Here is a 22,999-nt window from a genome sequence, read left to right as displayed (position 1 = left end):
CAACGTGCGCTTTATAGTTGCTTTTTCGGAATTACCCGGGCCTTATGCGGAACCGGCTTCCGTCGCCTTGAGCGCGACGAGAAGCTCCGCCCGGACGAGGTCGAGAGCCGTCAGATCGGGGGCGATCTTGGACAATGCTCGCCACAGCGGGCGGAACTCACGTTCGAGGTACTGGCAGCCCTCATGTCCGCGCGCCGCTATCCGGGCGATCAGGGCACACGCGATGGACAGGGCGGGCAGCGACACCCAGCCGTCGCGTCGCTGCGGATGGCAGCGGGCCTCGATGTACTTCTCCAGGCCGCGATACTCGGTGATTCGGATGGCCATCGCCTCCCGAAGCACTCTGGCCGCCTGGGCGGAGAGCCCCCGTCCGTCGCGGCGGTGCCGTTCGTCGAAGAGACGACGTGCGGCGATGACACGGGTGTCTCCGGCGAGCAGCCCGGCGGGGACGACTTGAACGGCGGTCCACATCTGCTCGATCTCCGCGGGGCTCTTGCGGTCCATCAACTCGGCGAACTGATCGAACCGTCCGGCCCCGGCGTGGGGATCGTCCTCTCCGCCCAGGATGGCCGTCGCTGACTCGCCGCATTCGGCCCTGATCTCGGCGAGCAGATCCGAGTCCTCGGTGAGATCTGCGAGCGCCGAACAGGTCAGCAGCGCGGCGACCGCGGGTGATTTGCGCCAGAGGCGGTCGTCGGACTCCCGATAGTCGCTGACAAGGGTGGCGGCGAGGCCGGTCGTCACCAGCGCGACGACCGTGCGGTCCGGAGGGAGGGCGGCGTCGGGCAGTGAGCGGATCGCCTCTGGGTGCGTGCGGAGCAGCGACGCGCAGTCGTTGATCCGCCGAGCCGCCGACGGGTAGTCGATTCGGTTGGCCAGATCGATGACCGTCCAAAGCCGGTCCAGACGGGAAACCCGCTCTGGGAGCCCGTTGGCCCCGGCCAGGTAACCCGAGAGCAGCCGCTCCTCGTCGTCTGCTCCGCCGTACTGGCCGGGGATCTCGCACTTGAGCATCTCGCTGGGATGCGGCCATCGCGGCCATTCCGAGGGAACCCAGGGATCCTCAACCACGAGGCGGATGTGCAGCGAGCCTGCGCCGCTCACTTCGGTGGGGAGGGGAATCGAACCGTCCTCCTTGATCGGGATGATCTCTGGGGCGCGCCAGGGGGCGGTACACAGGTAGATCCCCGCGGTCAGGCCCTCGACCCAGGCACAGTTCTCAAGACTCAGATGGTCACCCTGGTGAGAGACACCCGTGGCCAACCGGCTGGGGCGGACACTGCCGACAGGAAGCACGAGCCCCGCGAGCGGTAAGACGAGTTCCGCGCTCCGGTGCTGGGCGATGGTGTCCTGAGCCCGCTTCAGGCTGTAGCGGCCACGGCCGGATGGGGTGAGACGCTGGACGAGTTTGCCGCCGACGAGCACCTCCAACGAAGGTGGCGTGCTGACACCGGGAACCTCGACCTGGAGCGACTCGACGTCTTCGAAGAGCTCGGTCACCAGTCGCACCGGTCCGTAAGTCCAGTAGGGGCTCTGATCCGACTCCTCCACCATGACCCTCATGGATGGCGGGGTGACGATCAGGGGCTCGCTCTCACGGCCTGTGCCGCAGGTGATGACGTGCTCCCGCTCGGCCGGGGAGTAGATCGCTCTCGTGGGCTCGGCCGTCATCCCGGGTGCCGTTGAGACCGTTGACTCTCCCGGCGTCAGGCCGCTGTGCGCCAGGAGTCGCACTTGAGGCGTGAACCGCGCGCTCAGCCCTTCGGCGACGAAGACCGTCCTGCGGGTGCTCCGGCCGATCGGTCCGCGAACGGTGATCTCGAAGGCCCCCAGGATGGGTCTGGGCACGTCCGCCCACAGCTCCTCCGAGAGCTTGGTGGGCTCGCTGACCGTGAACGAACCGTTGTAGACACTGCCGTCCCCTGAGCCCGGACGGATGTCGACCAGCCAGGTGGTCGTCGTCTCGGCGGGAAGCCAGACAGCGGGCAGCGAGGGAAAGACCGGCGAGCCGTAAGGGGTGGAGACACCGGTCAACGGCTCGCCGGTGACCACCCGGGGTTTGCTGTGTCCGCGTACCGGCCGGCGCCTGGCCTTCTCATCGGACAGCCCGATCCAGGTCGCTCCCTCCAGGGCCACCTGCACGAGTCGCCAGCCATCCCAACCGATGGGAAGGGCGCCTTGAGCGACAGTTCGCAGCGAAATGTCCGACACCAGCTCGCGATCGCCGGGATACAGCAGCCACACCGAGTCTGGAGGCACTCCGAGATGGTCGGCGAGTCGGTCGCCGTTCTCCGTGAAGATCAGCAGGGGGTCTTCCGCGTCGACGACGTCGATCTGGGACTCGTGCGCCGTGCCGTACAGGGAGATCTGCGCGACTCTCGCGGGTCTGGCGATCGGGAAGGAGGTGCTGGGGGCGGCTTCGGTCGCTCCCAGCCACATGGATCGGCTCTTCACGATGTTCTGGACACCGTCCACGGTGACACACCAGCGTGCGGTTCCGTCCGGAGCATCGCCCACCGGCGGCAAGATGATCTGAACACCCTGCCCGAAGGGGTCGACGGCGAGTCGGGGCCGTTCCGCCCGGCGGGAGCGCCCGCCCGACCCGGCGGGGAGCGTGAGGTCGAGACCGCGGTCGGCGACCAGGAGCTGGGCCTGCTCGAAGTAGCGAACGGGGAGGCCGAGTCCGTCGAGATCGTGGTCGCCCGCGCACAGCCGGTCGAGGAGGTCGAGGCAGCGGTCGATGACGTCGACGGCGTGGTCTGTGCCGTACCTGATGAACCACTGGGCGGGCTCATGCAGACCGCGGAGCCGGTTCTCCCGTCCGGTGGCCCAGGCGAGCAGGGCGTCCGCGTCCAGGTGAGGGTCCTGGGCACGTCGCTGGAGAAGGAGCCTGAAGAAGTTCCCCAGGCAGAACGTGGGGATTCCGGCGTGCATGAGGATCGGCCCGACGTACTTCATGGAACGTTCCGTGAAGCGCGGCAGGTGGAAAATGCGCAGAGCGTCGAGAAAAGCTTGTCCCCATGCCTTCGCGTCGGACTGGGCAGCGAACTCATAGCCGATCGCGTCCCACCAGTAGGGCCAGAAGGTCCCCTCCCGGTAGTCGTTGGCCGCCGTTCCGCTCATCGTCACCGCCACACAGGCGGGCCACCGGGTGAAGAGAGATTGATACCGGCCTCTGGTGACCTTGAGCCGGTAGAGGTGCCCAAGGGCGTGAGAGGCCTCTATAAGGACTTTTCGGTCGACCTCAAGCTCCGTCAGCAGCGAGATGCCGGGGAGTTGCGGATTCCAGCCGGATTCGAGCTGGTCGAGCAGCGCCGATGACTGTGCGGGGTCGGCGTCGAGGTGAAAACTCATGGGCACACCGTGTCGTCCGAAGTCCTGGGAAGGCGGTTGAGATGCGGGGGTTCACGAGCTGAGGAGGTAAACCTGGCGAAGCGCATTGCTTCGGCGGAGAAGCACTCCGAAGGGGCAACCTGTGCGAGTAAAGCACTCGTGTCTCCTATTCACAACCCACTTGATGGAGTCGCGGCATCGTGAGATAGCGTGTGGCTGGACCGGGCAGGCCAAAACGAGAGAGGTTGGGCATGCCGAACGACGCGACGGTGAACGCTGCGGACATCGCCCGGCTTGCTGATGTGGGCCGTGCGGCAGTGAGCAACTGGCGCAAGCGTTACGAGGACTTCCCTCAACCCGTCGGCGGGACGGCGACGAGTCCTGCCTTCTCCCTGTCCGAGATCGAGGACTGGCTGCGCAAGCAGGGCAAGAAGTTCACGGTCTCTCCAGGAGACAGGGTGTGGCAGCGCCTGCGCAGTACTGTTGACGACCTGCGCCTGGGAGATGCGGTCGGCTCGGTGGGAGCCCTGCTTCTGTTCATCAAGGGCTATCCCGCGGAGTGGCGAAAACTCGCTGAGCGGGAAAATCTGCTCCATCTCCTTCAGGAAGCCCTGACGCGCGCCGTACCGGATGCGCCAGGGGGACTGGAGATGCTCGACGACGTCGAACTCGTCCGCGGCCTGGCGGACTTCGCGGAACAAGTGGGACCGGTCGAAGTCTTCGACTTCCTCTTCGAGCGATATGCGGAGACGCACTCTCGTCGCCTGCTCGCCACACCTGCGGAGATCGCCCGCCTCGTCGCAGACCTGGTCGAGGGGCGGGTGGTCTTCGATCCCGCCTGCGGAATCGGTACCCTTCTCGTCGCGGCCCGAGCGGAGGTTCTGCTCGGCCAGGACGTCGATGAGGCGGCGGCGAAACTCACCGCGGTCAGGCTCCTTCTCCACGATCGGCACGCGCGCGTCGTGGCCGCCGACTCCCTCAGGCATGACGGATTCGCAGCCGATCAGGCTGATGCCGTCATCTGCAACCCCCCCTTCGGGGAACGGACCTGGGGCTATGAAGAACTGGCCGGCGACCCGCGATGGGAGTACGGTCTGCCGCCTCGAGGCGAGCCGGAGCTGGCCTGGGCGCAGCACTGCCTGGCACACGTCAGACCGGGCGGCGTCGTCGCGATCATGATGCCCTCCGTCGCGGCCGATCGCCGCAGTGGCCGGAGAATCCGCGGCAACCTGCTCCGCTCTGGTGCGCTCAGAGCAGTGGTGTCACTGCCGGTAGGGGCCGCACCAGGCACGAGCATGGCGCCCGATCTCTGGCTTCTCCGAAAACCGGCACCCGACGACCCCACCCCCATCCACGTCCTCATGGTCGAGGCGGCCGAGGACCTTTCCCTTGTACGGCGGGCCTGGGGAAGATTCCGACAGAACCCTGAAACCGAGATGGCCGAGCCGAACTGCCGGACGGTCCGACTCATCGACCTGCTTGACGAAGAGGTGAACGTAAGCCCGGGGCGGTACGTGACCCCCACGACGGTCGTCGTGGGGGAAACCTTCGAGCGAGCACGCGAGCGGCTGCGCCAGTTGTTTCCCGGGGAGCTCCCCGAACTGCGAGCAGCACGTACCCCCCGTGATCTGTCGATGACCACGGCGGGGGAGCTGGCGCGGGCAGGGCTGGTGGAGATCTACCAGGCCCCACTGAAGATGACCCTGGGTGAGGGTGACCTCCCGGTCATCACCTCAGGAGATGTCACTCGGGGCGGCAGACCGTCCGGGCGCACCAGCCGCGACGCGGGCGCGGTGTTCTGCCAGGCCGGTGACGTGATCGCACCCATCCTGGCCCGAGAGTCGACGTCCATGGTGGTCGACGAGGAAGGACAGGTTCTAGGGCCGCAGCTCTATCTCTTCCGAGCTGATCCAGACAGAATTGACCCTTATTTCCTGGCCGGATTTCTCCGGATGGCGGGAGGGGCCAGAGCCGCTCGGGCGTCTTCCGTGTCAAGCAGGATCGATGCTCGACGAGCCCCCATTCCACGGCTCCCGCTCGCTGAACAGAAGAGATACGGAGAGGTGTTTCGGCGTCTGATGGCCTTCGAGAACACCGCCAGAGAGATCACGGAGCTGAGCGCCGCACTGGTTCGGGCCGGATTCGAGGGCCTTGTCGACGGTACTCTCGATCCACATGCATAGATCGGTGTAACTTCTCCCACTGTAGCTACATGTTGTGGGGGGCGGATGGTCATCGTTGATCGTTACGAGGTAGGCCGTCCCATCGGTAAAGGTGGCATGGGTGAGGTCTATTCGGGGCACGACCGCCAGCTTGACCGAAAAGTAGCGATTAAATTTATTCGTTTCGTCGGCAACCTTCCGCCGGACGAACTGGAGCGGCGCTTCCTGCGCGAGGCTCGGATCATGGCGCGTCTCGACCACCCCGGAGCGCCGACCGTTTATGACGCCGGCAGCTACGACGATCCGCAGACCGGTGAACGACGCCTTTTCGAGGTGATGCAGTTCGTCAAGGGCAGCACCATCGCTGATCTGCTCGCCGAGCTTGGACCGCTCCCGATCGGCTGGGTGGCGGGTATCGCCGCACAGGTCTGCGCTGTCCTGGGAGCCGCCCACGAACTGTCGATTCTGCATCGGGACCTCAAGCCGTCCAACCTCATGATCTGTCCGGACGGCAGTGTCAAGGTGCTCGACTTCGGCCTGGCGATTCTCACCGACCCGCGCTTCTCGCGATATACCCGGAGCGGTCAGGTGATGGGGACCGCGCACTACATGTCGCCGGAGCAGGTGCGCGCCCAGCCGCTTGGTCCAGGGAGTGATCTCTACGCTCTCGGCTGCGTGATGTACGAGATGCTCACCGGCAAGCACGTGTTCCCCGGTCCCTCCGAGTACGAGACGCTCCACCAGCAGGTCAGCGATGCTCCGCGGGCGGCCAGCCGGATTCGCGGTGAGATTCCCCACGAGCTCGACGAACTCGTCCTCGGCCTGCTGGAGAAGCGACCCGAGGACCGTCCGCGAGACGCTTGCGCGGTCTTCGCCTCGCTGTCGGCACTGACCTCGGGGACAGTGCGTCTTCCTGACTTCGTCCACCCGGCATCGACCGAGTCGCCCGTTCGGATGTACGCGCGAGCCCTCGCCGCGCTGGTGAGCGATGACCGGCCGGAGATGATCGACCAGACGCGGCAACCGGTTCTCGCCGACGAGCCCCGCCTGACCCACGCCGCCGATCTGTCGGCGATCCGGGCCCAGGTCACGGAGCTGGTCAGAGAGTCTCGCTACACCCAGGCGGTCGAGATCCTCACCGAGGTGGCAGGCCCGGCGGGACGGCTCCTCGTACCGGAGAACGGCGAGATGCTGAGCCTGCGACTGGAACTGGCCGACGTCCTGTTCGAGGGCGGTGACTACCGTCTCGCCGCGTCCCACTATCGAGACCTCGCAGACCTCTATGGCCAGCGCGGAGAGGACGGAGCCGAGCTGGCCTTCCACTGCAGGCTCAGAGAGGCGAGCTGCCGTGCCATGGGCGGGGACATCAGGCTCGCGCTCCGGCAGCTGACCTCGCTTCTCCAGGACCAGCGGGCCCTGTACGGCGACGCCGACTCCCGGCCTCTCGAGCTGCGCAAGCAGATCGCCGTCCTTCAGCTGGGGGCCGGAGACGTCCACGAGGCCGAGCGAACCCTTGTCGCACTGCGTGGCGACATCGCCATGCTTCGCGGCTTCGACCACCCACAGGTGGCCGAAATCGGCCGCCTCATCGACGAAATCGACCATAAGGAGTCGTGAGTGGCCCGGCTCGGCATCCACATCGAATGTCTCAAGGAAGTCTTCCGGATGGACGCTCCCATCCGGATGCGGATCGGTGAGGTGTTCGGCAAGTTCGAGCAGGCCACGTACGCCAGCCTGCATCTGGAGAAGGTCAACAACGCTCGAGATGACCGGCTGCGCACGGTCAGGGTGGACATTTTCTGGCGGGGTGTCGTCCTGGCCCCGAAGGGAGGCGACAACTACACACTGCTCAAAGTGCTTCCGCACGACGACGCCTACAGATGGGCCGAGCGCCACAAGGTGGAAGTGAACGCGGCGAACGGCTGCATAGACATCTGGGACCCCGCCGCACTCCATGACGCGCTCGGTGAGATCGAGGACGAGGCGCGGGAGACCGTGAGGCATCTGTTCGATCACGTCAGCGACTCAGATCTCGTACGGCTCGGCATCACGAAGGAGACCCTGGCGTTCGCGCGCGAGCTCACCCGCGTGGAGCAGCTGGAAACCGCCAAAGCATTCCTGTCCGCCACGCAGTGGGACGTGCTTTTCGGGCTCGCAGCCGGAATGACCCCGGAAGAGGTCTGGTCAGACCTCGGATGCAGGGCGGAACCCGAGCCGTTCGACCCCGAGGACCTCTCCTCGGCCGTGATGCGGACCTCGGACCGGGTTCTCCTCGTGGACGGTCCCGCCGATTTGATGAAGATCTTCCGCGAGCCGTTCGCGCTCTGGCGGGTCTACCTTCACCCCCTCCAGTATCAGGTGGCGCACGCTTCCTATCGCGGGCCTGCGCGGGTCACCGGAGGGCCGGGAACGGGTAAGACGGTGGCCGCCCTGCACAGGGCAAAGCATCTCGCCGTTCAGAACGAGGGACCCGTTCTGCTCACCACGTTCACATCGGCGCTGGCCTCCTCGTTGGGGCATGACATGGCGCTCCTCCTTGAGACGCCGGAGCAGGCTCAGCGAGTTTCGGTCCTCAACGTGGACCAGGTCGCGCACCGTGTCTTCACCGAGCGGCACGGCCGACCTACGATCCTCCGCAAGGACGAAGAGCTCGAAATCTGGAAGCGGCTCGCCATAAAGAGGAACTCGTCGCTCAGCGAGCAGTTCCTGTACGACGAGTGGCGGCAGGTCGTGCTCGCCCAGCAGGTCACCAGCGCCGGCGCCTACCTTCAGGCGAAGCGCTCCGGCAGAGGACGCGGCCTTCGTGCGCAGCAGCGCGTGCAGGTGTGGGAGATCGTCTGGGACTTTCAGCAGGAACTGCGGCTCATCGATCGGTGGACTCACGAAACGGTCTGCGTCGAAGCCGGCAAGATCCTCGCTGAGACTTCTGAGAAGCCGTACCGGCACATCGTCGTCGACGAGGCACAGGACTTCAGCCCGATGCAGTGGCGCCTCATCAGGGAGGCTGTCGCGGAGGGAACCGACGACCTGTTCGTCGCGGGGGACACCCATCAACGGATCTATCACTACCATCCGTCGCTTCGTGAAGTGGGCATCGACATCGGCGGACGGTCCGTACGGCTCACCCTGAACTATCGGACCACGGCCGAGATTCTGGCCTGGAGCCTGTCCATGCTGCACGATGTTCGAATCGACGACATGAACGAGGCCCTGGAGAAGATCGCAGGGTGCCGTTCGCATGTCCACGGGGAAAAACCGCTTGAGCGAGGATTCCCCACACCGCTCGATGAGAGAGAAGCGCTCGTCGCGCAGATCCGGGAGTGGATAGAGGCAGGAGTGGAGCCGAGGGAGATCGGTGTCGCGGCCCGGTCCGACATTCTGACCAGGGATGCCCGAGAGCTTCTGGAACGGGAGGGGGTCCCTGTCGGCACACTCGCACGGACAGGACAGGGCAACGCGGTGCGGATCGGGACGATGCACGGGATGAAAGGGCTTGAGTTCCGCTGCGTGGCTGTGATCGGGGTGGGCGAGAACCAGGTGCCACCGGCAAGAGCCGTCACGCCTGTGACGGAAGACGAGAACGCCCACGTCCGTGACCTGCAGCGCGAACGGTGCGTTCTCTTTGTCTCCTCCACCCGTGCCCGTGAGCGGCTCTACGTCTCATGGCACGGCCAGCCGAGCGCGTTTCTGCCGATGGATCAGCCCCGCCACACGTGGTAGATCCGGGGCCGGGGCCGATTCGGCGGAGCCCTCCGTCGATGGAGCACTATGGGAGCGGGTCAGGAGGCGCGAGCCGGAGTGCGGAAGATCTGGCGGCTGTGCCAGGTGATGTGGTTCGCCTCGACGGGCTCCAGGCCGGGCTGTGGGGCGCGGACAGAACGTCCGGCCAGGGCCAGCACCATCTCCCGCGCCGAGTCCGAACGGCCGACGAACCTGGCCGAGACGGTCACCGTGCGCTCCGAGCTCAGCCCGAGGACGCCCTTGTCGAACAGCTTGTGGTGGATCGCGCACAGACACAACCCGTTGCCCAGTTCGTCAGGGCCGTCGAAGGCTCGCCAGCGTACGTGGGCGGCGTCCAATCCGACCGCCGTGCCGTCCAGCCAGCCGTCGTAGGCGCAGAACGCGCACGTGTACTCGTACGCCATGAGCACCTGCGCGCGAAAGGCGGGATCCCGGCGTATGGTGACGCCGTTTGCCATGGTCTCCCCAGCGGTCTCCAGGGTTTCCAGATCGAGACCGACGAGCAGGCAGAGGTCGGCATGCAGAGAGGGGGCGAAGTTGGCGTCGAGAAGAAAACGGGCGATCCGGGCGACCAGCGTTGGCTCCTCGGACAGAGCGCGGGCCAGGTCGGGGTGGAGGCGGCCGGTGGCCTGACTGTCGCGCAGCCTGCCCAGCTCCGGTCCCGGACTACCCGGTCCGGTGGCGGTTTCGACCAGCCACAGGCCGTCACTGGTCAGGTGGTGGAAGGGGTAGCCGGGGCTGGTTTCGCGCGGCGGGCCGTACTCCCTGAGCAGCTTTTTCAGCTCCGCCTCGGCGGCGCTGAACAGGATCGGCCTGTTGCCGTGCCGCTGGAAGCGCCCCAGGGCGTAAAGGAGCAGAAGCGGTTTGTGCGGTGCGCGCTCGCTGCCCTTGCTCCAGCGACGGATTCCGGCGACCCGTTCGATCCAGTCCACAGTCCGTCAGTCTATGGAGATCTTCGTCATCGGCAACGGGTGGAAGTCGCGCCGGAGCCACCAGGCCTGCGAGGGGTTCCTACGGGGTGTGGCCGTTCCGAGGGACGGCCACGGAGTGAGGGGCGGGTGGGTCAGTCCGGTACGGCGGCGCGGATTCGGTTCAGCAGTTCGTCGAGGACCGCGGGGGAGGTGGCGAAGTTCAGGCGGGCGAAGCCGTTGCCCTCGGGGCCGAACTCCGAGCCTCTGAAGAGCATCACCTTGGCCTTCTCCAGGAAGAACGCGGACGGGTCGTCGCCGAGGCCGAGGGAGCGGCAGTCCAGCCACGCGAGGTAGGTGGCGTCGGGGAGGCGGTGGCCGACGCCCTCGGGCAGGCGTTCGGCGACCCGGAGCCGGTTGCGGGCCAGCAGGGCTTTCACGGTGTCCAGCCAGGGGTCCCCGCCGGTCCACGCGGCCCTGAGCGCGTCCACTCCCAGGGCGCTCACCTGGCCGAACAGGAGGCCGCGGTGCTCGTCGACGGCCTCACGGACCTCTCTGACGCCGATGTGCGCGACGGCGCAGCGCGCCCCCGCCAGGTTGAACGCCTTGCTGCCCGAGGTGATCGTCACCGTGCGCGCGGCGGCCTCGTCGGAGATCGAGGCGAACGGGATGTGCCGGTGTCCCTCGTAGGTCAGCTCGGCGTGCACCTCGTCGGAGATCACCAGCAGGTCGTGCTCGACCGCCAGCCTCGCCAGCTCCTCGAGTTCCTCCCGCAGGAAGACCCGTCCCGTCGGGTTGTGCGGGTTGACCAGGAACAGCGCGCGGCACGGGGGGCCGGAGCGTCCACGGATCTCGTCGGCGAGCCGGTCGAGGTCGAGCTGCCAGCGGTCGTCCCGCCGGCGGATCGGCACGGCCCTGGGCGGGCGGCCCAGCCTGACCAGCGTCTCCGCGAACGGCGGGCAGGCCGGGGTGTGCAGCGCGACCGGGTCGCCCTGCGAGGTGCCGAAGTGCAGCACGACCTGCATGGCCTGGTTGACGTCGGTGAACAGCCTGACGTGCGCGGGGTCGGCGGCGAAGCCGAAGCGCCCCAGCATGCGCTCGGCGAACGCCTCTCCCAGCGGCCCGCCTTGGGACTCGTCGTACCACGCGGGATATCCGAGGTCGGTGTCGATCCGGCGGAGCAGCGCCCGCCGGATGACCGGGGAGATCGGGAAGTCCATGTCCGCGACCCACGCGGGCAGCACGCCGTCGGGGACGGAGGCCCACTTCTCCCCGTCCCGCAGGGAGAGTGCGGCCAGTTCGAGGGCGTCCAGAGTCATCGGGCGCTCACCTGGTTCTGTCGGGGGCCGGTCGAGGTCCTGCCGAGGTTCCGTCGAAGGTCGTGTCACGGTCCAAGGTCCTGCCGGGGGCCTGTTCGGGGGCTTGTTCGGGGGAGACGGGCGCGCTGTCGTTGCGCGTGGCGCCCCAGCGCTTGCCGGTCTCGTCGTGGATGTACCAGAGGTCGTCCTCCGTCAGCGCGACGGACACGACGCCGGGGAAGGCCTCCTCGAAGTAGATGTACGGCTCGCGGTTGTCGATCCACGGCGAGTGGTAGTCGAGTTTGTCGACCATGCCGTGGAGCCGGGTGATCGGCGTCGCGGGATGGTAGGTCAGGATGTTCGGGCTGGCGAGGTCGATGAGCCCGTCGTCGATCAGCTCGCTCACCCCGGCGATCGTCTCGTCGATGCTGGCGCGCGTCTCCCCGTCGAGCCCGAAGAGGACGGACGTGCCGACCCTGAGCCCGTGTGACTTCACCAGCGACGTCGCCTCGCGCGCCTTCGTCGCCCAGTCGCGTCCCTCGACGCGGCGGAGGTTCTTGTGGATCTTGTCCATGACCCGCGCGGACATGCTCTCGAGGCCGATGTAGACGTAGGTGCACCCCGCCTCGCGCATCCCGTCGAGAACGGCGCCGGTCTCCTCGGGGGAGCGCGGCCCGACGAGCACGTCCACGGTCAGCTGCGCGCCCCACTGCAGGTCGCGCAGGCGGGTGACGTCGGCCTCCGTCCGCAGGAAACGCAGAAGGCCCCTGTCCAGCTCGTTCGCCGGCGTCCGGCGGATCTCGCCGAGCTTCGCGCAGAACTCGGCGATGTCGCGGAACGTGCCACTCCAGAAGATGGAGTCGTCGAAGAACAGGGCCTCCGCGCCGTATCCGACGTATTCGCACACCCGCTCGATCGCGGAGGCCGTCCTGCCGAAGCGTTTCAGGCCGCCCGCGAGTTTGGCGGACTCCGAGCAGAAGTTGCACTGGTAGGGGCAGGCGTTCGACACCATCACGTGCGCCGTCCGCTGGATCTCACCGGTCGCGCCGTCGACGAAGATCGGGAACCTGGACCGGATCGCGAACGCCTCGTACGGCGACGGCAGCGCCGCCAGGTCGAGCCTGCGCCCCTCCTGCGGATAGGCGTGTACGGCGTCGCCGGTGACCAGGATGACGAGGGAGCGTCCCGGGGCGGCGCCGTGGACGCGGAGCAGCTCCTCCAGGTGGCGCCGGACCCGCTCCGGCGCCACCCATCGGGTGTCCAGGTCGATGGAGAGCGCGACGGCGCGCACGAGCAGGTCGAGCGAGTGGTAGGCCTCGCCGGCGACGAGGGCGTCGACCACGCGCGGCACCCTGCCGTCGTCCATGACCGTGAGCGTGCTGCTGGGCGCGAGCACGAGTGTGTCCTGTCCGGGAGCGCAGCCGATCGTCTCGTCGACGTGTCGTCCGCCCAGGATCACGTAGACGCCCGGCGCCTCGCGTTTCGCCAGCTCCGCGATCTCCAGGGCGTACCGGTGCGCGGGGGAGACGCTGCTGATCAGCACGACCCTGGGCCGGGTCTCGCGGAGCAGCCGGATCCAGCGGGCCCGTGCCTGCTCGTCCCACACCCGGGGGTCGAAGACGGTCTGGTCGGTGTTGGGAGCCTCGACGTACGGCCGGTAGCCGTCGTGTCCCACGGACAGGCGGTAGTCGACGCCGGGAAAACGGGTCCACCGGGGGGCCATGTCGTTGTAGTGCCGGGCGAGTTCGAGCGGGCCCGCGTCGTGCACGGCGTTGTGCGCCGCGACGGAGAGCGCCGCGTAGAGGCACATCGGGTCACCGGGATAGGTGATCTCGCCCTCCGGCTGCGTCATCACGGGGGCGAGCACCGAGAGCACGGGGAAGTAGCGGTCAGGTATCCTTCCGTGCGCGAGGTCGGCGGCGAGCCGTTCCCTGCGCGCGGAGAGAAGCTCCTTGAATCCGGCGGAAACGGTTGTCTGCGGGAATCGGTGCACGTGAACGTTCTCCAGCAATGCAGTTCCTTTTCCCTTTGTGTTCGCGGCCGGTATGCGTACGCCGAGGGATGGAGGAATCACTCCCTTGTGATCCTGCACAGCTTTTGTCGTGCACTATCCGCCTCACCACTTTGGACCGATTGAACCAGATCGACGGTGAACGTCAAGCGGGAGCGCGCGAGAGGCGAGACGTCCCGGGGACGGGAGGCCGGTGCGGCGCTCCGGGCACGGAGGGGACGCTCAATGACATGGTCGGGGCCTCGTGGCGGGACGGTGGACGTGGGAGGTTCCGCCCGTGCCGAGAGGCCCTCGCGTCGCGGAGGGCACGCCGGGAGCGGGCGCGATTCGGATCTTGACGGACGTGGACATGCGGCCGGCATGGATCGTGAAATGGTTTCGCCTTTAGCGGTCTGATTGGCCGGAAGGCGCCGGAGACGTCGAACGGGCGGTGTGGGAGAGCGCTTTCAAGAATGCCGGGAAACATATGGGAAAGGTGCTGAAAAACGTTCCGCCCGGCTTGACGGCCGGGCGGAACGCGGGGACAGGGTGGAGAGGGTCGGGAAACGGTCAGCGCGGGTTGTCGAACGCCAACCGGTAGGACTTTCCGCCGAACGTCACGGTGAAGTTGGACGGGGCGGCGATGGGCAGGTCATACCGGAGCTGGACCTCCTTCGACTGGCCGGGGGCGATGCTCTCCCAGGTCGGGACCGTGAGCCGGACCCGGTGGAAGTCGCCCTTGAGGCCGCCGACGTTCGGTCCCGTGTGCCCCGTCGACACGGTGGTCAGCGTCCAGCCGGTCGTCTGGCTCATGGTCGCCGGGGCGGAGGTCCCGTAGTCGAACTCGATGGTCGCGCCGCCGGGGATGGTGGTGGTCGAGTTGTTGGTGAACTTGAGCTTGGGGGAGATCGGGTAGTTGGCGTCGCCGACCGCGAAGCCGTACAGATCGGCCTGGACGTTCAGGGTGTCGGTGGGCATGGTCCTGCCGCCCGCCTTCAGGTTCCCGTACGGCGCGGCCGTCTTGAAGGTGTTGTAGATCTTCGTGGTGAGCGTGTCGCCCATGAAGTACTCGCCCTTGCCGCCGTCACGCTGCGGGTAGTAGGCGTAGTCGCCGGCCAGCTCCCAGATCATGATGCCGCCGAGGCCCTTGCTGACCACGTAGTCGGCCTTGGTCTGGACGGACTGGTCGTCCTCGGTGGACAGGAAGACCTTCTTGTCGTTGTTCCACAGCCAGGGGGCGACCATGGACGAGGAGTACTTGCGGACGTAGGTGCCGGAGATGCGGTCGCTCGGGTCGGTGTCGGGGGTCAGGCCGTACTGGGTGATGTAGCTGCCCTGCTTGCCTTCCTGCAGGTTCTTGAAGTGCCAGACCGGGTTGACGCCCGCCGGGACCTCCTTGCCCTGTTTGTCCAGGTCGTACCAGAGGTTGTCGATGCCGACGGCGCCGTCACCGCACTGCACCTTGGAGCCGATCTTGCCGCCGGTGCCCTCGGGGCAGTTGTTCTGGTCGGCCAGGTCTGAGGTGCCCCAGAGCCCGTCGGTTCCGCCGACGACGCTCTTCCATCCTCGGCTGTAGTAACCGAGGCCCAGGTTGATCCGGCCTGACTGGATCGCACCGCGCAGGTGGTGGTAGGCCCAGTCGCCGTTCATGTATCCGATGCCGCTGTAGGTGCCGTAGACGTTCCAGTACTTCATCTCGGCGTCGCTGCCGTCGTCGTACAGCGCCTGCAGCGGGCCGACGAAGCGGTTCCACGCCCCGTGCAGGTCGTAGGTCATCATGTTGGCGTAGTCGAGGTACGGGGTGACCTGGTAGTTCTCACTGCCGCGCAGGATCCAGCCGGAGGCGGTCGTGGCGGCGGTGAGCAGGTAGTACTTGCCGTCGGCCGCCGCGGCGGCGTCCAGCTTCTGACGCAGCGTCCTCATCAGGTTGACGTAGCCGGCCATCAGCGTGGCGCGGCGCGGGTTGGAGAAGCTGAAGTCCTCGGGGTTGCCGGCGTTGGGGGCGGAGGTGGCGTACTCGTAGTCGATGTCCACGCCGTCGAAGCCGTAGTCCTTGATGAACTTCACGGCCGAGTCGGCGAAGGTGTTGATGCTCGCCTGCGAGCCGGCCATCGTGTAGAAGCCGCCGGTGGCCTGCCGGACGCCGTTGTCGTCGAGGTAGCCGCCGGTCTCGGCCCAGCCGCCGATCGACAGGACGGTCTTGACGTTGGGGTGCTGCTTCTTGAACTTGTTGAGCTGGTTGAAGTGACCCTTGTAGGAGTACGCCGGGTCCATCTCGGCTCCGGCGACGCCGGGCCACTGCATGCCGATGGCCGGGTTGTTCGGGCCGGGGGAGCCGACGGAGACCTTGTTGTCACGGTCGATGTGCGCGAAGGCGTAGTTGATGTGGGTGATCTTGTCCCACGGGATGTTGTTCGCCAGGTAGGCCGGGGCGCCGTTCTGGCCGGTCCGCCAGCTGGTGAAGTAGCCGATCACGCGGCGCGGGTGGTCGGCGCCCATCTTCTCGCGCCCGTTGGTGTCGTAGACGGTGCAGTACGGCACGCCGGTCACGCCGGGCGACTGGTAGAGGCCGTCAGGCCTGCAGGCCGACTGGTCGACGGGCAGTTTGTCGGTGCGCACGGTGACCGTGCCGGAGAAGGCGGACTGGTTGCCCGCCGCGTCCTTGGCGCGGACCTTGAAGGTGTACTCGGTGTCGGCGGTCAGGCCGCTGATCGTGGTGGTGGTGCCCGGCGGCGTCCCCGTCACTGTGGCCGCCGACGAGTCGCCGTTGTAGACCTCGTAGGAGGTGACGCCCCTGTTGTCGGTCGAGGCGCCCCACTGAAGCGTCACGCTGTTGTTCGTCTTGCCGGTCGAGGTCGGCGTGCCCGGTGTGGTCGGCGCGTCGGTGTCCGGCTTGTCGGTGCGTACGGTGACCGTGCCGGAGAAGGCGGACCGGTTGTCAGCCCTGTCCTTGGCGCGGACCTTGAAGGTGTACTCGGTGTCGGCGGTCAGGCCGCTGATCGTGGTGGTGGTGCCCGGCGGCGTCCCCGTCACTGTGGCCGCCGACGAGTCGCCGTTGTAGACCTCGTAGGAGGTGACGCCCCTGTTGTCGGTCGAGGCGCCCCACTGCAGGGTCACGCTGGTGGTCGTCCTGCTGGTCGAGGTCGGCGTGCCGGGCACGGTGGGCGCCTCGGTGTCCGGGGTCTCGTCCTTGAGCGTGCGCACCGTGGTCGCCGGGGAGGACGGCGACTCCTGGTTGGCGGTGTCCCTGGCCTTGACCGTGAAGGTGTACTCGGTGTCGGGGGTGAGGCCCTCGACCGTGGCCGAGGTCGTCGTGACCGACTTGACCTTCGTGCCGCCCTGGTAGACGTCGTATCCGGTGACGCCCTTGTCGTCGGTCGAGGCGGCCCAGGTCAGGGCCACGCTGTTGGTCGTGGGGGTCGCGACCGGCTTGCCGGGCGCGGTCGGTGGGAGGTCCACCGGAGCGCCGTCGCACGGGTTGCCGTTGATCTTGCAGTTGGCCGGAGGCGTGGTCGGCCCCATCCCGACGAATCCGAAGCTGTTGCCGCCGGTGCTGCCGCCCGCGGGCACGTTGGCGTTGCCGCTGCCCGGCTTCACCGTCACGTGGCTGCCGCTCACGGTCGGGGTGCCGTTCCACCAGTTGCCGATGGACTGGCCGGAGTTGAGGTCGAACTCGAGGGTCCAGGTGGTCGCGGCCGTGTCGCCGCTGTTCTTCACCTCGTACGTGCCCTGCCACCAGGTGCCTCGATCCGAGGCGGTGAACTTGGCGGTCAGCGATGCCGCGGCATGCGCGGCCGGCGCACCGACCGCGGCCATTCCCGCCGTGACGGTCGCGCACACCACCGTCACGGCGACTGCTCTCCACGAACGGAGACGGGACATCGTGCTTCCTCTCTAGCGGAGTAGGTAAGGCGTGTCCCCCGAGAACGTGCTCGCGCGCGCATGTGTGTGACCTTCCTCTGAGGAGGCGGAAGCCGCCTGTTCAGGGAAGCAACAAACAAGAAACCTTCTTATTTAATTCGGGAAGCTACTCGCGCTGACATGCACCGTCAACCCTTAGTTTTTCCGCCTGTCCGACCGCGTCCACCCGGGTTCGAGCCCCTGGGAAACAGTGAGGCCGGCGGTGCTCTCCGGCCTCACGGGGAGGGAGGGGAGCGCCGCCGGCCAGGGTTTCGCGCCGGGCTCACGGGGGTCCGCCGGACGGGCACGCGTCCGGCGGGCGGGCCGTCATGAGTACCACGTGGGTTCGGGAATCTCGCCGGTGAGGACGAGACGCCCCACCTCGCGGCGCTTGTAGGCGACCGGGTCGTGCAGGGTGTGGGTGCGGACGTTGCGCCAGAAGCGGTCCAGCCCCTCGGCGCCGGCGGTGGCGCGGGCCCCGGTGACCTCGAAGATGCGGCTGGTCACCTCCAGAGCCACGTCGGTGGCCACGGCCTTGACGGCCGCGACCCGCACCTCGAACTCGCCGCGGGCCCGCTCGGTGACAGCGTCGGGGTCGTCGTGCAGCTTCTGGCCCTCCTGGGCGACCTGCTCGGCCAGCGCCTCCGCCGCCCAGAGCTTGGCGGTGAGGTCGCCGTAGACGTCGATGACGTACGGCTCGTCGACCGCTCTGTCGTAGCCGCCGTGCAGCCAGGAGCGGGACCTGGTGCGGGTGTAGGTCGCCGCGGTCTCCAGGGCGCCCGCGGCTATGCCGAGGTAGAGGTTGACGAAGACGAGCTGGATGGTCGGGACGTTGAGGGTGTTGTAGACCCGGGGCTGGAAGACCCTGTCCACGAAGCCGGCGGCCGACGCCCACGGGGTGCGGACCCCGTCGAGGGTGACGGTGCCGCTCTCGGTGAGCCGCTGGCCGATGTTGTCCCAGTCGTCATGGAAGGTCAGGCCCTCGCTGCCGGACGGCACGATCGCGAAGACGTGCGTCTGCGTCCCCTCCAGGACGCCCTCCAGCACGGTGACGTCGGAGACCTTGCTGCCTGTCGAGAAGGACTTGCGCCCGGTGAAGACCAGGTCGTCGCCGTCCTCGGTGACGACCACGTCGTTGTCGCGCGGGTTGACGGCTCCGCCGAAGAACCACCGGTCGCGCGCGGCCTCCGCCTCGACCAGCTCCCACTGCTCGCGGGTGCCGACCAGCCTGGCCGCCCAGTTCCACAGGTAGTGGTAGCCGAGCAGCTGGCCGATGGAGCCGTCCGCCTTCGCGACCTCGCGCACCACGCGGTAGGCGGTCGGCCAGTGCTGGCCGCCGCCCCCGTGCTCGACCGGGCCGAGCAGGGTGACCAGGCCCGAGTCCTTCAGCAGCTGGATCTCGGCGTACGGCGTCGCGCCCGCCTTGTCGCGGGCCGCGGCGTCCGTCGACAGTACGGCGGCGACCTCGGCGGCGCGGTCGACCCAGCCTCGCGGGTCGCTGGGGACGGGCTCGGTCTGCCAGGCGGAAGGTGCGACGGTGGCCATGGTGAACCTTTCGTTCGGGCTGACGGTCGGATCGTTCGGGCCGGGGGTCGGAGGGGGGGTTCGGGGCGGCGATCGTTCGTGACAGGGATCGTCCGCTGCAGGGGGAGGGGAGCGGGGCGGTCGCGGTGAGGAGGGGAGCGGGGCGGTCGCCTGGTCAGGAGGCGGTGGGGACAGGCTCGGCCTCGTCCGCGGGCAACTGGGACTCCAGCTCGCGGACGAGCGGAAGCACGCGCCTGCCGAAGTACTCGACCTCCTCCAGGTAGTGCAGGAAGCCCAGCAGGAGGAGGTCGACGCCGAGCCGCCGGTAGGCGACGATCCGCTCGGCGATCTGCTCCGGAGTCCCGATCAGCCCGGTGCGGAAACCGTCGTTGTACTGGACCAGGTCCTCGAAGGTGGAGTCCTGCCACATCCCCTTGCCGTCCGAGGTCGACCGGCCCGCCTGCCGTACGGCGTCGCCGAAGCCGCGCACGGCGTCGGTGTCGGCCTTGGCGACGATCTCCCTGAGGGTCTCGCGGGCCTCCGCCTCGGTGTCGCGGGCGATGAGGAAGCCGTTGAGGCCGAAGCGGGGCGCGGGGCGGCCCGCGCTCTCCGCGGCGGCGCGGACGTCGCCGAGTTGCTCGACGACGCCGTCGAAGTCCTTGCCGTTGCTGAAGTACCAGTCGGAGACCCGGCCCGCCATCGCACGGGCGGCCGTCGAGTTGCCGCCCTGGAAGATCTCCGGGTGCGGGCGGTCCGCCGAGCTCAGCGGTTTCGGCTTGAGGGAGAAGTCGCGTATCCGGTAGAAGTCTCCGGCCAGTTCGGCGTGGTCCTCCGTCCAGATGGCGCGCAGGGCGCGGATGAACTCCTCCGAGCGCCGATAGCGTTCGTCGTGCTCCAGCCACGGCTCGCCGAGGGCGGTGAACTCCCCCTTGAACCAGCCGCTGACGACGTTGACCGCGAACCGCCCGCCGGACAGGTGGTCGGCGGTCGCGCCGAGTTTCGCCAGCACCCCGGGGTGCCACAGCCCGGGGTGGACCGCGGCGATGACCTTCAACCGCCGGGTGGCCAGCAGCAGGGCCAGGCTGAAACTGGTCGACTCGTGCTGGTACTCGGCGCCGTAGCCGGCCATGTAGCGGACCTGGGTCAGCGCGTAGTCGAAGCCGTTGTCCTCGGCGAGGACGGCCAGCTCGAGGTTGTAGTCGTAGCCCCAGTCCGTGCGCTGCTCGATCGTGCTGGTGACCAGGCCGCCGCTGACGTTCGGCACCCAGTAGGCGAAACGTACGGGCTCTGAGGAGGAAGGGACGGACATGGGAAACTCCCGGCACGTTGCGGAGGGCATGAGGAATAGAGCCGGTCATTACGGAAATATCCGATAGTTCCGCAAGAAGGAGAAATCGGACACGAGACGTTGAAAGCGGGAAAACCTCAGAGCTGATTCAACGCGCGGAGCGTTCCCTGTCGGAACGGCGGCACCGTGCGACGGCTGACTCCGCGGGAACGGCTGGTGAGCGGTGTCCCGGACGGCCGACGAGGCCTGCTCCTTCACCGGAGGAATCAGTGGAAGCCTGGCAAAGGAGATGAAGAGGAATTGTCAGGCCTCGCGGCGACAGATGGCGCTGGAGACGCGCGCGAGATCGACGTGGCGTCGCCGCGTGAGAGCCTGTCGCTTCGTCATGTCGACAAGAGTAACCGAAGCGTCACCGATGGTCGAGAAGTCATTCATGACATTCTGGTGGGGATTTTTGGTAATCCGTCGCGGAGGCATTTCGCGCCCACGGCGTGAGCCGCCCACAGTCGCCCACAGCCCTCGCAGCCCTCGCGGCCGAGCACGGCCGGACGCGTTCCGGAGCTCGGGCCGGCGCGGTCGCGGCCGACAGGCCCGGCTCCGCCGCGGGCTCGTCGGAGACGGTCGCCCCGCCGTCCCTCGCCTGTCGCGTGCCGGGGCGGAGGCGGGACGGGGGCGGGGCGACGCGGCGGGGCTCGGCTTTCGTGAGGAAATCAGCGTCGCTGACCTGCGATGACGCCGCAGTGAAAGCAGAAAGTCGCTTCATCGGAGGAAAAATCTGATTGATTGTGTTTGCCGCCATCGGGTCGGGGTACCTGGGGCGGGCGAGGCTTGAGCGACCTGTGTGACTGATGAAGGAAAGTTTCGTAAACATTCCAGACATGCAGGATTTATGCTCTAGGCTCCTTCGCTTATGTGGGCGTAGGGGACGACGTGATGTTTCATCGCAGGTCACCGCCGGAGGCAGGACCGGCGTTCGCCCACGTCACAGGCCTCAGTGCCCGCGACGAACAGGAGCGATGTCGAGTTGATGGACCAGCACACGCCGCATGAGGGTCTGGGCGAGGGAGACGCTCTGCCGGGGTCGAGGGGGGAACACGTGCTCCAACGCCTGTTCGCCACCCGTGACAGGGCGGAGCGGTTCTACGAGCGTCAGGTCGTCGACCACCTGACCCCGCACATGCGGGAGTTCGTGGCCCGGCAGGAGATGGTCTTCGTGGGCACCTCGGACGCCTCGGGCAATTGCGACACGACGTTCCGCGCGGGACCGCCGGGATTCGTCAGGGTGCTGGACGGGCGCACGCTGATGTACCCGGAGTTCCGGGGCAACGGCGTGCTCGCCAGCCTCGGGAACATCCTGGAGAACCCGCACCTCAGCCTGCTGTTCGTCGACTTCTTCGACGACCTGGTCGGACTGCACGTCAACGGCGCCGCCACCATCACGACCGCCTACGACGCGGCCCGCCGCCACGGGCTGGCCGACGAGGACATGACGGCGCCGGGCCGCAGAGCCGAGCGGTGGGTCAAGGTGGAGGTCGAGGAGGCCTACATCCACTGCTCGAAGCACATCCCGCTGCTGGTCAGGCAGGACCGCAGGCAGCGTGCCCCCGAGGGACGCAGGCCCGCGGGAGACGACTACTTCGGAGTCGGACAGGTGAAGGCGAGGCCCGTCGAACGTGCGCGGGAAAAGGCGGGGAAAACGGCCGGGTGACGATATGACGATCGACATCGGGCTCATCCGCCACAGCTGGCTGCTCGTCGCGCCGGTGGCCGAGAAGGTCACCATGCACTTCTACGGCAAGCTCTTCTCCGAGTACCCGCACATCCGCGAGCTGTTCCCCGCGGCGATGGACCTGCAGCGCGACCGCCTGCTCAGGGCGCTCACCCAGGTGGTGCTCAACCTGGAGAACGGCGCCTCCCTGGGCGACTACCTGGGCCAGCTCGCGCGCGACCACCGCAAGTACGGCGTCCGCCCCGAGCACTACCCCGCCGTCGGGCACTGCCTGGTCGCCGCGATGCGGGCGAACGCGGGGGGCGCCTGGCTGCCCGTCTACGACGAGGCGTGGATGACCGCCTACCGCTACATCGCCGAGGTGATGATCCAGGCCGCGGAGGAGGACGCCGCGCACGCGCCCCCCGCCTGGACCGCGACCGTGGTCTCACACGAGATGCGCACCCCCGACATCGCCGTGATCAGCGTCGAACCCGACCAGGCCTACCCCTTCAGGGCGGGGCAGTACGCCACCCTGCAGAGCCCGCTCTGGCCGAAGGTGTGGCGCCCCTACTCGATCGCGAACGCGCCCCGGCACGACAACCGGCTCTCCTTCCACGTTCGGACCGTGCCCGGCGGATGGGTCAGCACGGCCCTGACGAAGCGCACGCGTCCTGGCGACACCGTCCTGCTCGGACCGCCGAGGGGGTCGCTCGTGCTCGACCGGGCACGCACCTCGCACCTGGTGTTCCTGGCGGGAGGCACGGGCCTGGCCCCGCTCAAGGCGCTCGTCGAGGAGTCGGCGTGGATGCCCGACCGTCCCTCCATCGACCTCTTCCACGGCGTCAGGCACAGTGCCGACGCCTACGACCTGGCCGACCTGCGCCGCCTGCGGTCGCAGCACAAACGCCTGAGGGTCATCCAGGCCGTCTCCGACGAGCCGGGCCAGTGGCCCGCGCACACCGCCGTCGACGCCCTGGAACACCACCGGATCGTCCCCGACGGCGACGTCTTCGTGTGCGGATCGTCAGGGATGGTGCGCGACACGGTCATCCGCCTGGTCGCCATGGGAGTGCGGAACGACCGCGTGCACACGGAGTTCAGCCCCGACACCTCCAGCTTCGTCCCCTCCTGACCCTGTCCGTCA

Annotated in this window: 13 protein-coding genes; 5 read left to right on the top strand and 8 right to left on the bottom strand. The window is 67.7% G+C overall.

The features are described 5' to 3' along the window. Positions 1-42: 42 nt before the first annotated feature. On the bottom strand, positions 43-3,354 hold the full coding sequence (locus PKF00_RS07930) for a hypothetical protein (RefSeq protein WP_271216721.1): 3,312 nt from the start codon (positions 3,352-3,354) through the stop codon (positions 43-45). Positions 3,355-3,584: 230 nt separating this feature from the next. Between PKF00_RS07930 and PKF00_RS07925 the strand changes: the two genes are divergently transcribed. From PKF00_RS07925 to PKF00_RS07915, 3 genes are read left to right on the top strand one after another with little or no spacing between them, the layout of a single operon-like run. Beyond that, on the top strand, positions 3,585-5,516 hold the full coding sequence (locus tag PKF00_RS07925; RefSeq protein ID WP_271216720.1) for an N-6 DNA methylase: 1,932 nt from the start codon (positions 3,585-3,587) through the stop codon (positions 5,514-5,516). Positions 5,517-5,561: 45 nt separating this feature from the next. Beyond that, the gene (locus PKF00_RS07920; protein WP_271216719.1) at positions 5,562-7,112 is read left to right on the top strand and encodes a serine/threonine-protein kinase; all 1,551 of its coding nucleotides are present in this window, start codon (positions 5,562-5,564) and stop codon (positions 7,110-7,112) included. Next, positions 7,113-9,215, top strand: coding sequence for a UvrD-helicase domain-containing protein (locus PKF00_RS07915; protein WP_271216718.1), 2,103 nt, complete (start codon positions 7,113-7,115; stop codon positions 9,213-9,215). A 59-nt stretch (positions 9,216-9,274) separates the two neighbouring features. On the opposite strand, the gene PKF00_RS07910 is transcribed toward PKF00_RS07915, so the two are convergent. The 7 genes from PKF00_RS07910 to PKF00_RS44630 all read right to left on the bottom strand — a co-directional run bounded on the left by PKF00_RS07910 (position 9,275) and on the right by PKF00_RS44630 (position 20,531). Then, positions 9,275-10,168, bottom strand: a complete 894-nt coding sequence (locus tag PKF00_RS07910) for a phosphorothioated DNA-binding restriction endonuclease (RefSeq protein ID WP_271216717.1) — start codon at positions 10,166-10,168, stop codon at positions 9,275-9,277. A 131-nt stretch (positions 10,169-10,299) separates the two neighbouring features. Next, entirely contained in the window at positions 10,300-11,463 is a 1,164-nt protein-coding gene (locus tag PKF00_RS07905; protein WP_271216716.1) for a MalY/PatB family protein, read from the bottom strand. 7 nt (positions 11,464-11,470) lie between these two features. Beyond that, on the bottom strand, positions 11,471-13,453 hold the full coding sequence (locus PKF00_RS07900) for a B12-binding domain-containing radical SAM protein (protein WP_271216715.1): 1,983 nt from the start codon (positions 13,451-13,453) through the stop codon (positions 11,471-11,473). 549 nt (positions 13,454-14,002) lie between these two features. Further along, complete coding sequence (locus tag PKF00_RS07895) at positions 14,003-17,314, bottom strand: chitinase C-terminal domain-containing protein (protein ID WP_271216714.1); 3,312 nt, start codon at positions 17,312-17,314, stop codon at positions 14,003-14,005. 345 nt (positions 17,315-17,659) lie between these two features. Next, positions 17,660-18,877: an acyl-CoA dehydrogenase family protein gene (locus PKF00_RS07890; RefSeq protein ID WP_271216713.1), complete on the bottom strand. Its 1,218-nt coding sequence runs from the start codon at positions 18,875-18,877 to the stop codon at positions 17,660-17,662. Positions 18,878-19,031: 154 nt separating this feature from the next. After that, on the bottom strand, positions 19,032-20,165 hold the full coding sequence (gene sfnG / locus PKF00_RS07885; protein WP_271216712.1) for a dimethylsulfone monooxygenase SfnG: 1,134 nt from the start codon (positions 20,163-20,165) through the stop codon (positions 19,032-19,034). 282 nt (positions 20,166-20,447) lie between these two features. Beyond that, a complete protein-coding gene (locus PKF00_RS44630) occupies positions 20,448-20,531 on the bottom strand; it encodes a putative leader peptide (protein ID WP_369011161.1) in 84 nt (27 codons plus the stop codon). A 640-nt stretch (positions 20,532-21,171) separates the two neighbouring features. Between PKF00_RS44630 and PKF00_RS07880 the strand changes: the two genes are divergently transcribed. Both PKF00_RS07880 and PKF00_RS07875 read left to right on the top strand, forming a co-directional pair. Further along, positions 21,172-21,852 carry a pyridoxamine 5'-phosphate oxidase family protein gene (locus tag PKF00_RS07880; RefSeq protein WP_271216711.1) on the top strand — a complete coding sequence of 227 codons (681 nt, stop codon included), beginning with the start codon at positions 21,172-21,174 and terminating at the stop codon, positions 21,850-21,852. Between the two features lie 4 nt (positions 21,853-21,856). Beyond that, entirely contained in the window at positions 21,857-22,987 is a 1,131-nt protein-coding gene (locus PKF00_RS07875; RefSeq protein ID WP_271216710.1) for a globin domain-containing protein, read from the top strand. Positions 22,988-22,999 lie beyond the last annotated feature (12 nt).

The organism is Streptosporangium carneum, assembly GCF_027922005.1.
GTDB lineage: Bacteria > Actinomycetota > Actinomycetes > Streptosporangiales > Streptosporangiaceae > Streptosporangium > Streptosporangium carneum.
The sequence above is the reverse complement of the archived record's forward strand: the minus strand, read 5'-3'. Positions and strand labels throughout refer to the sequence as shown.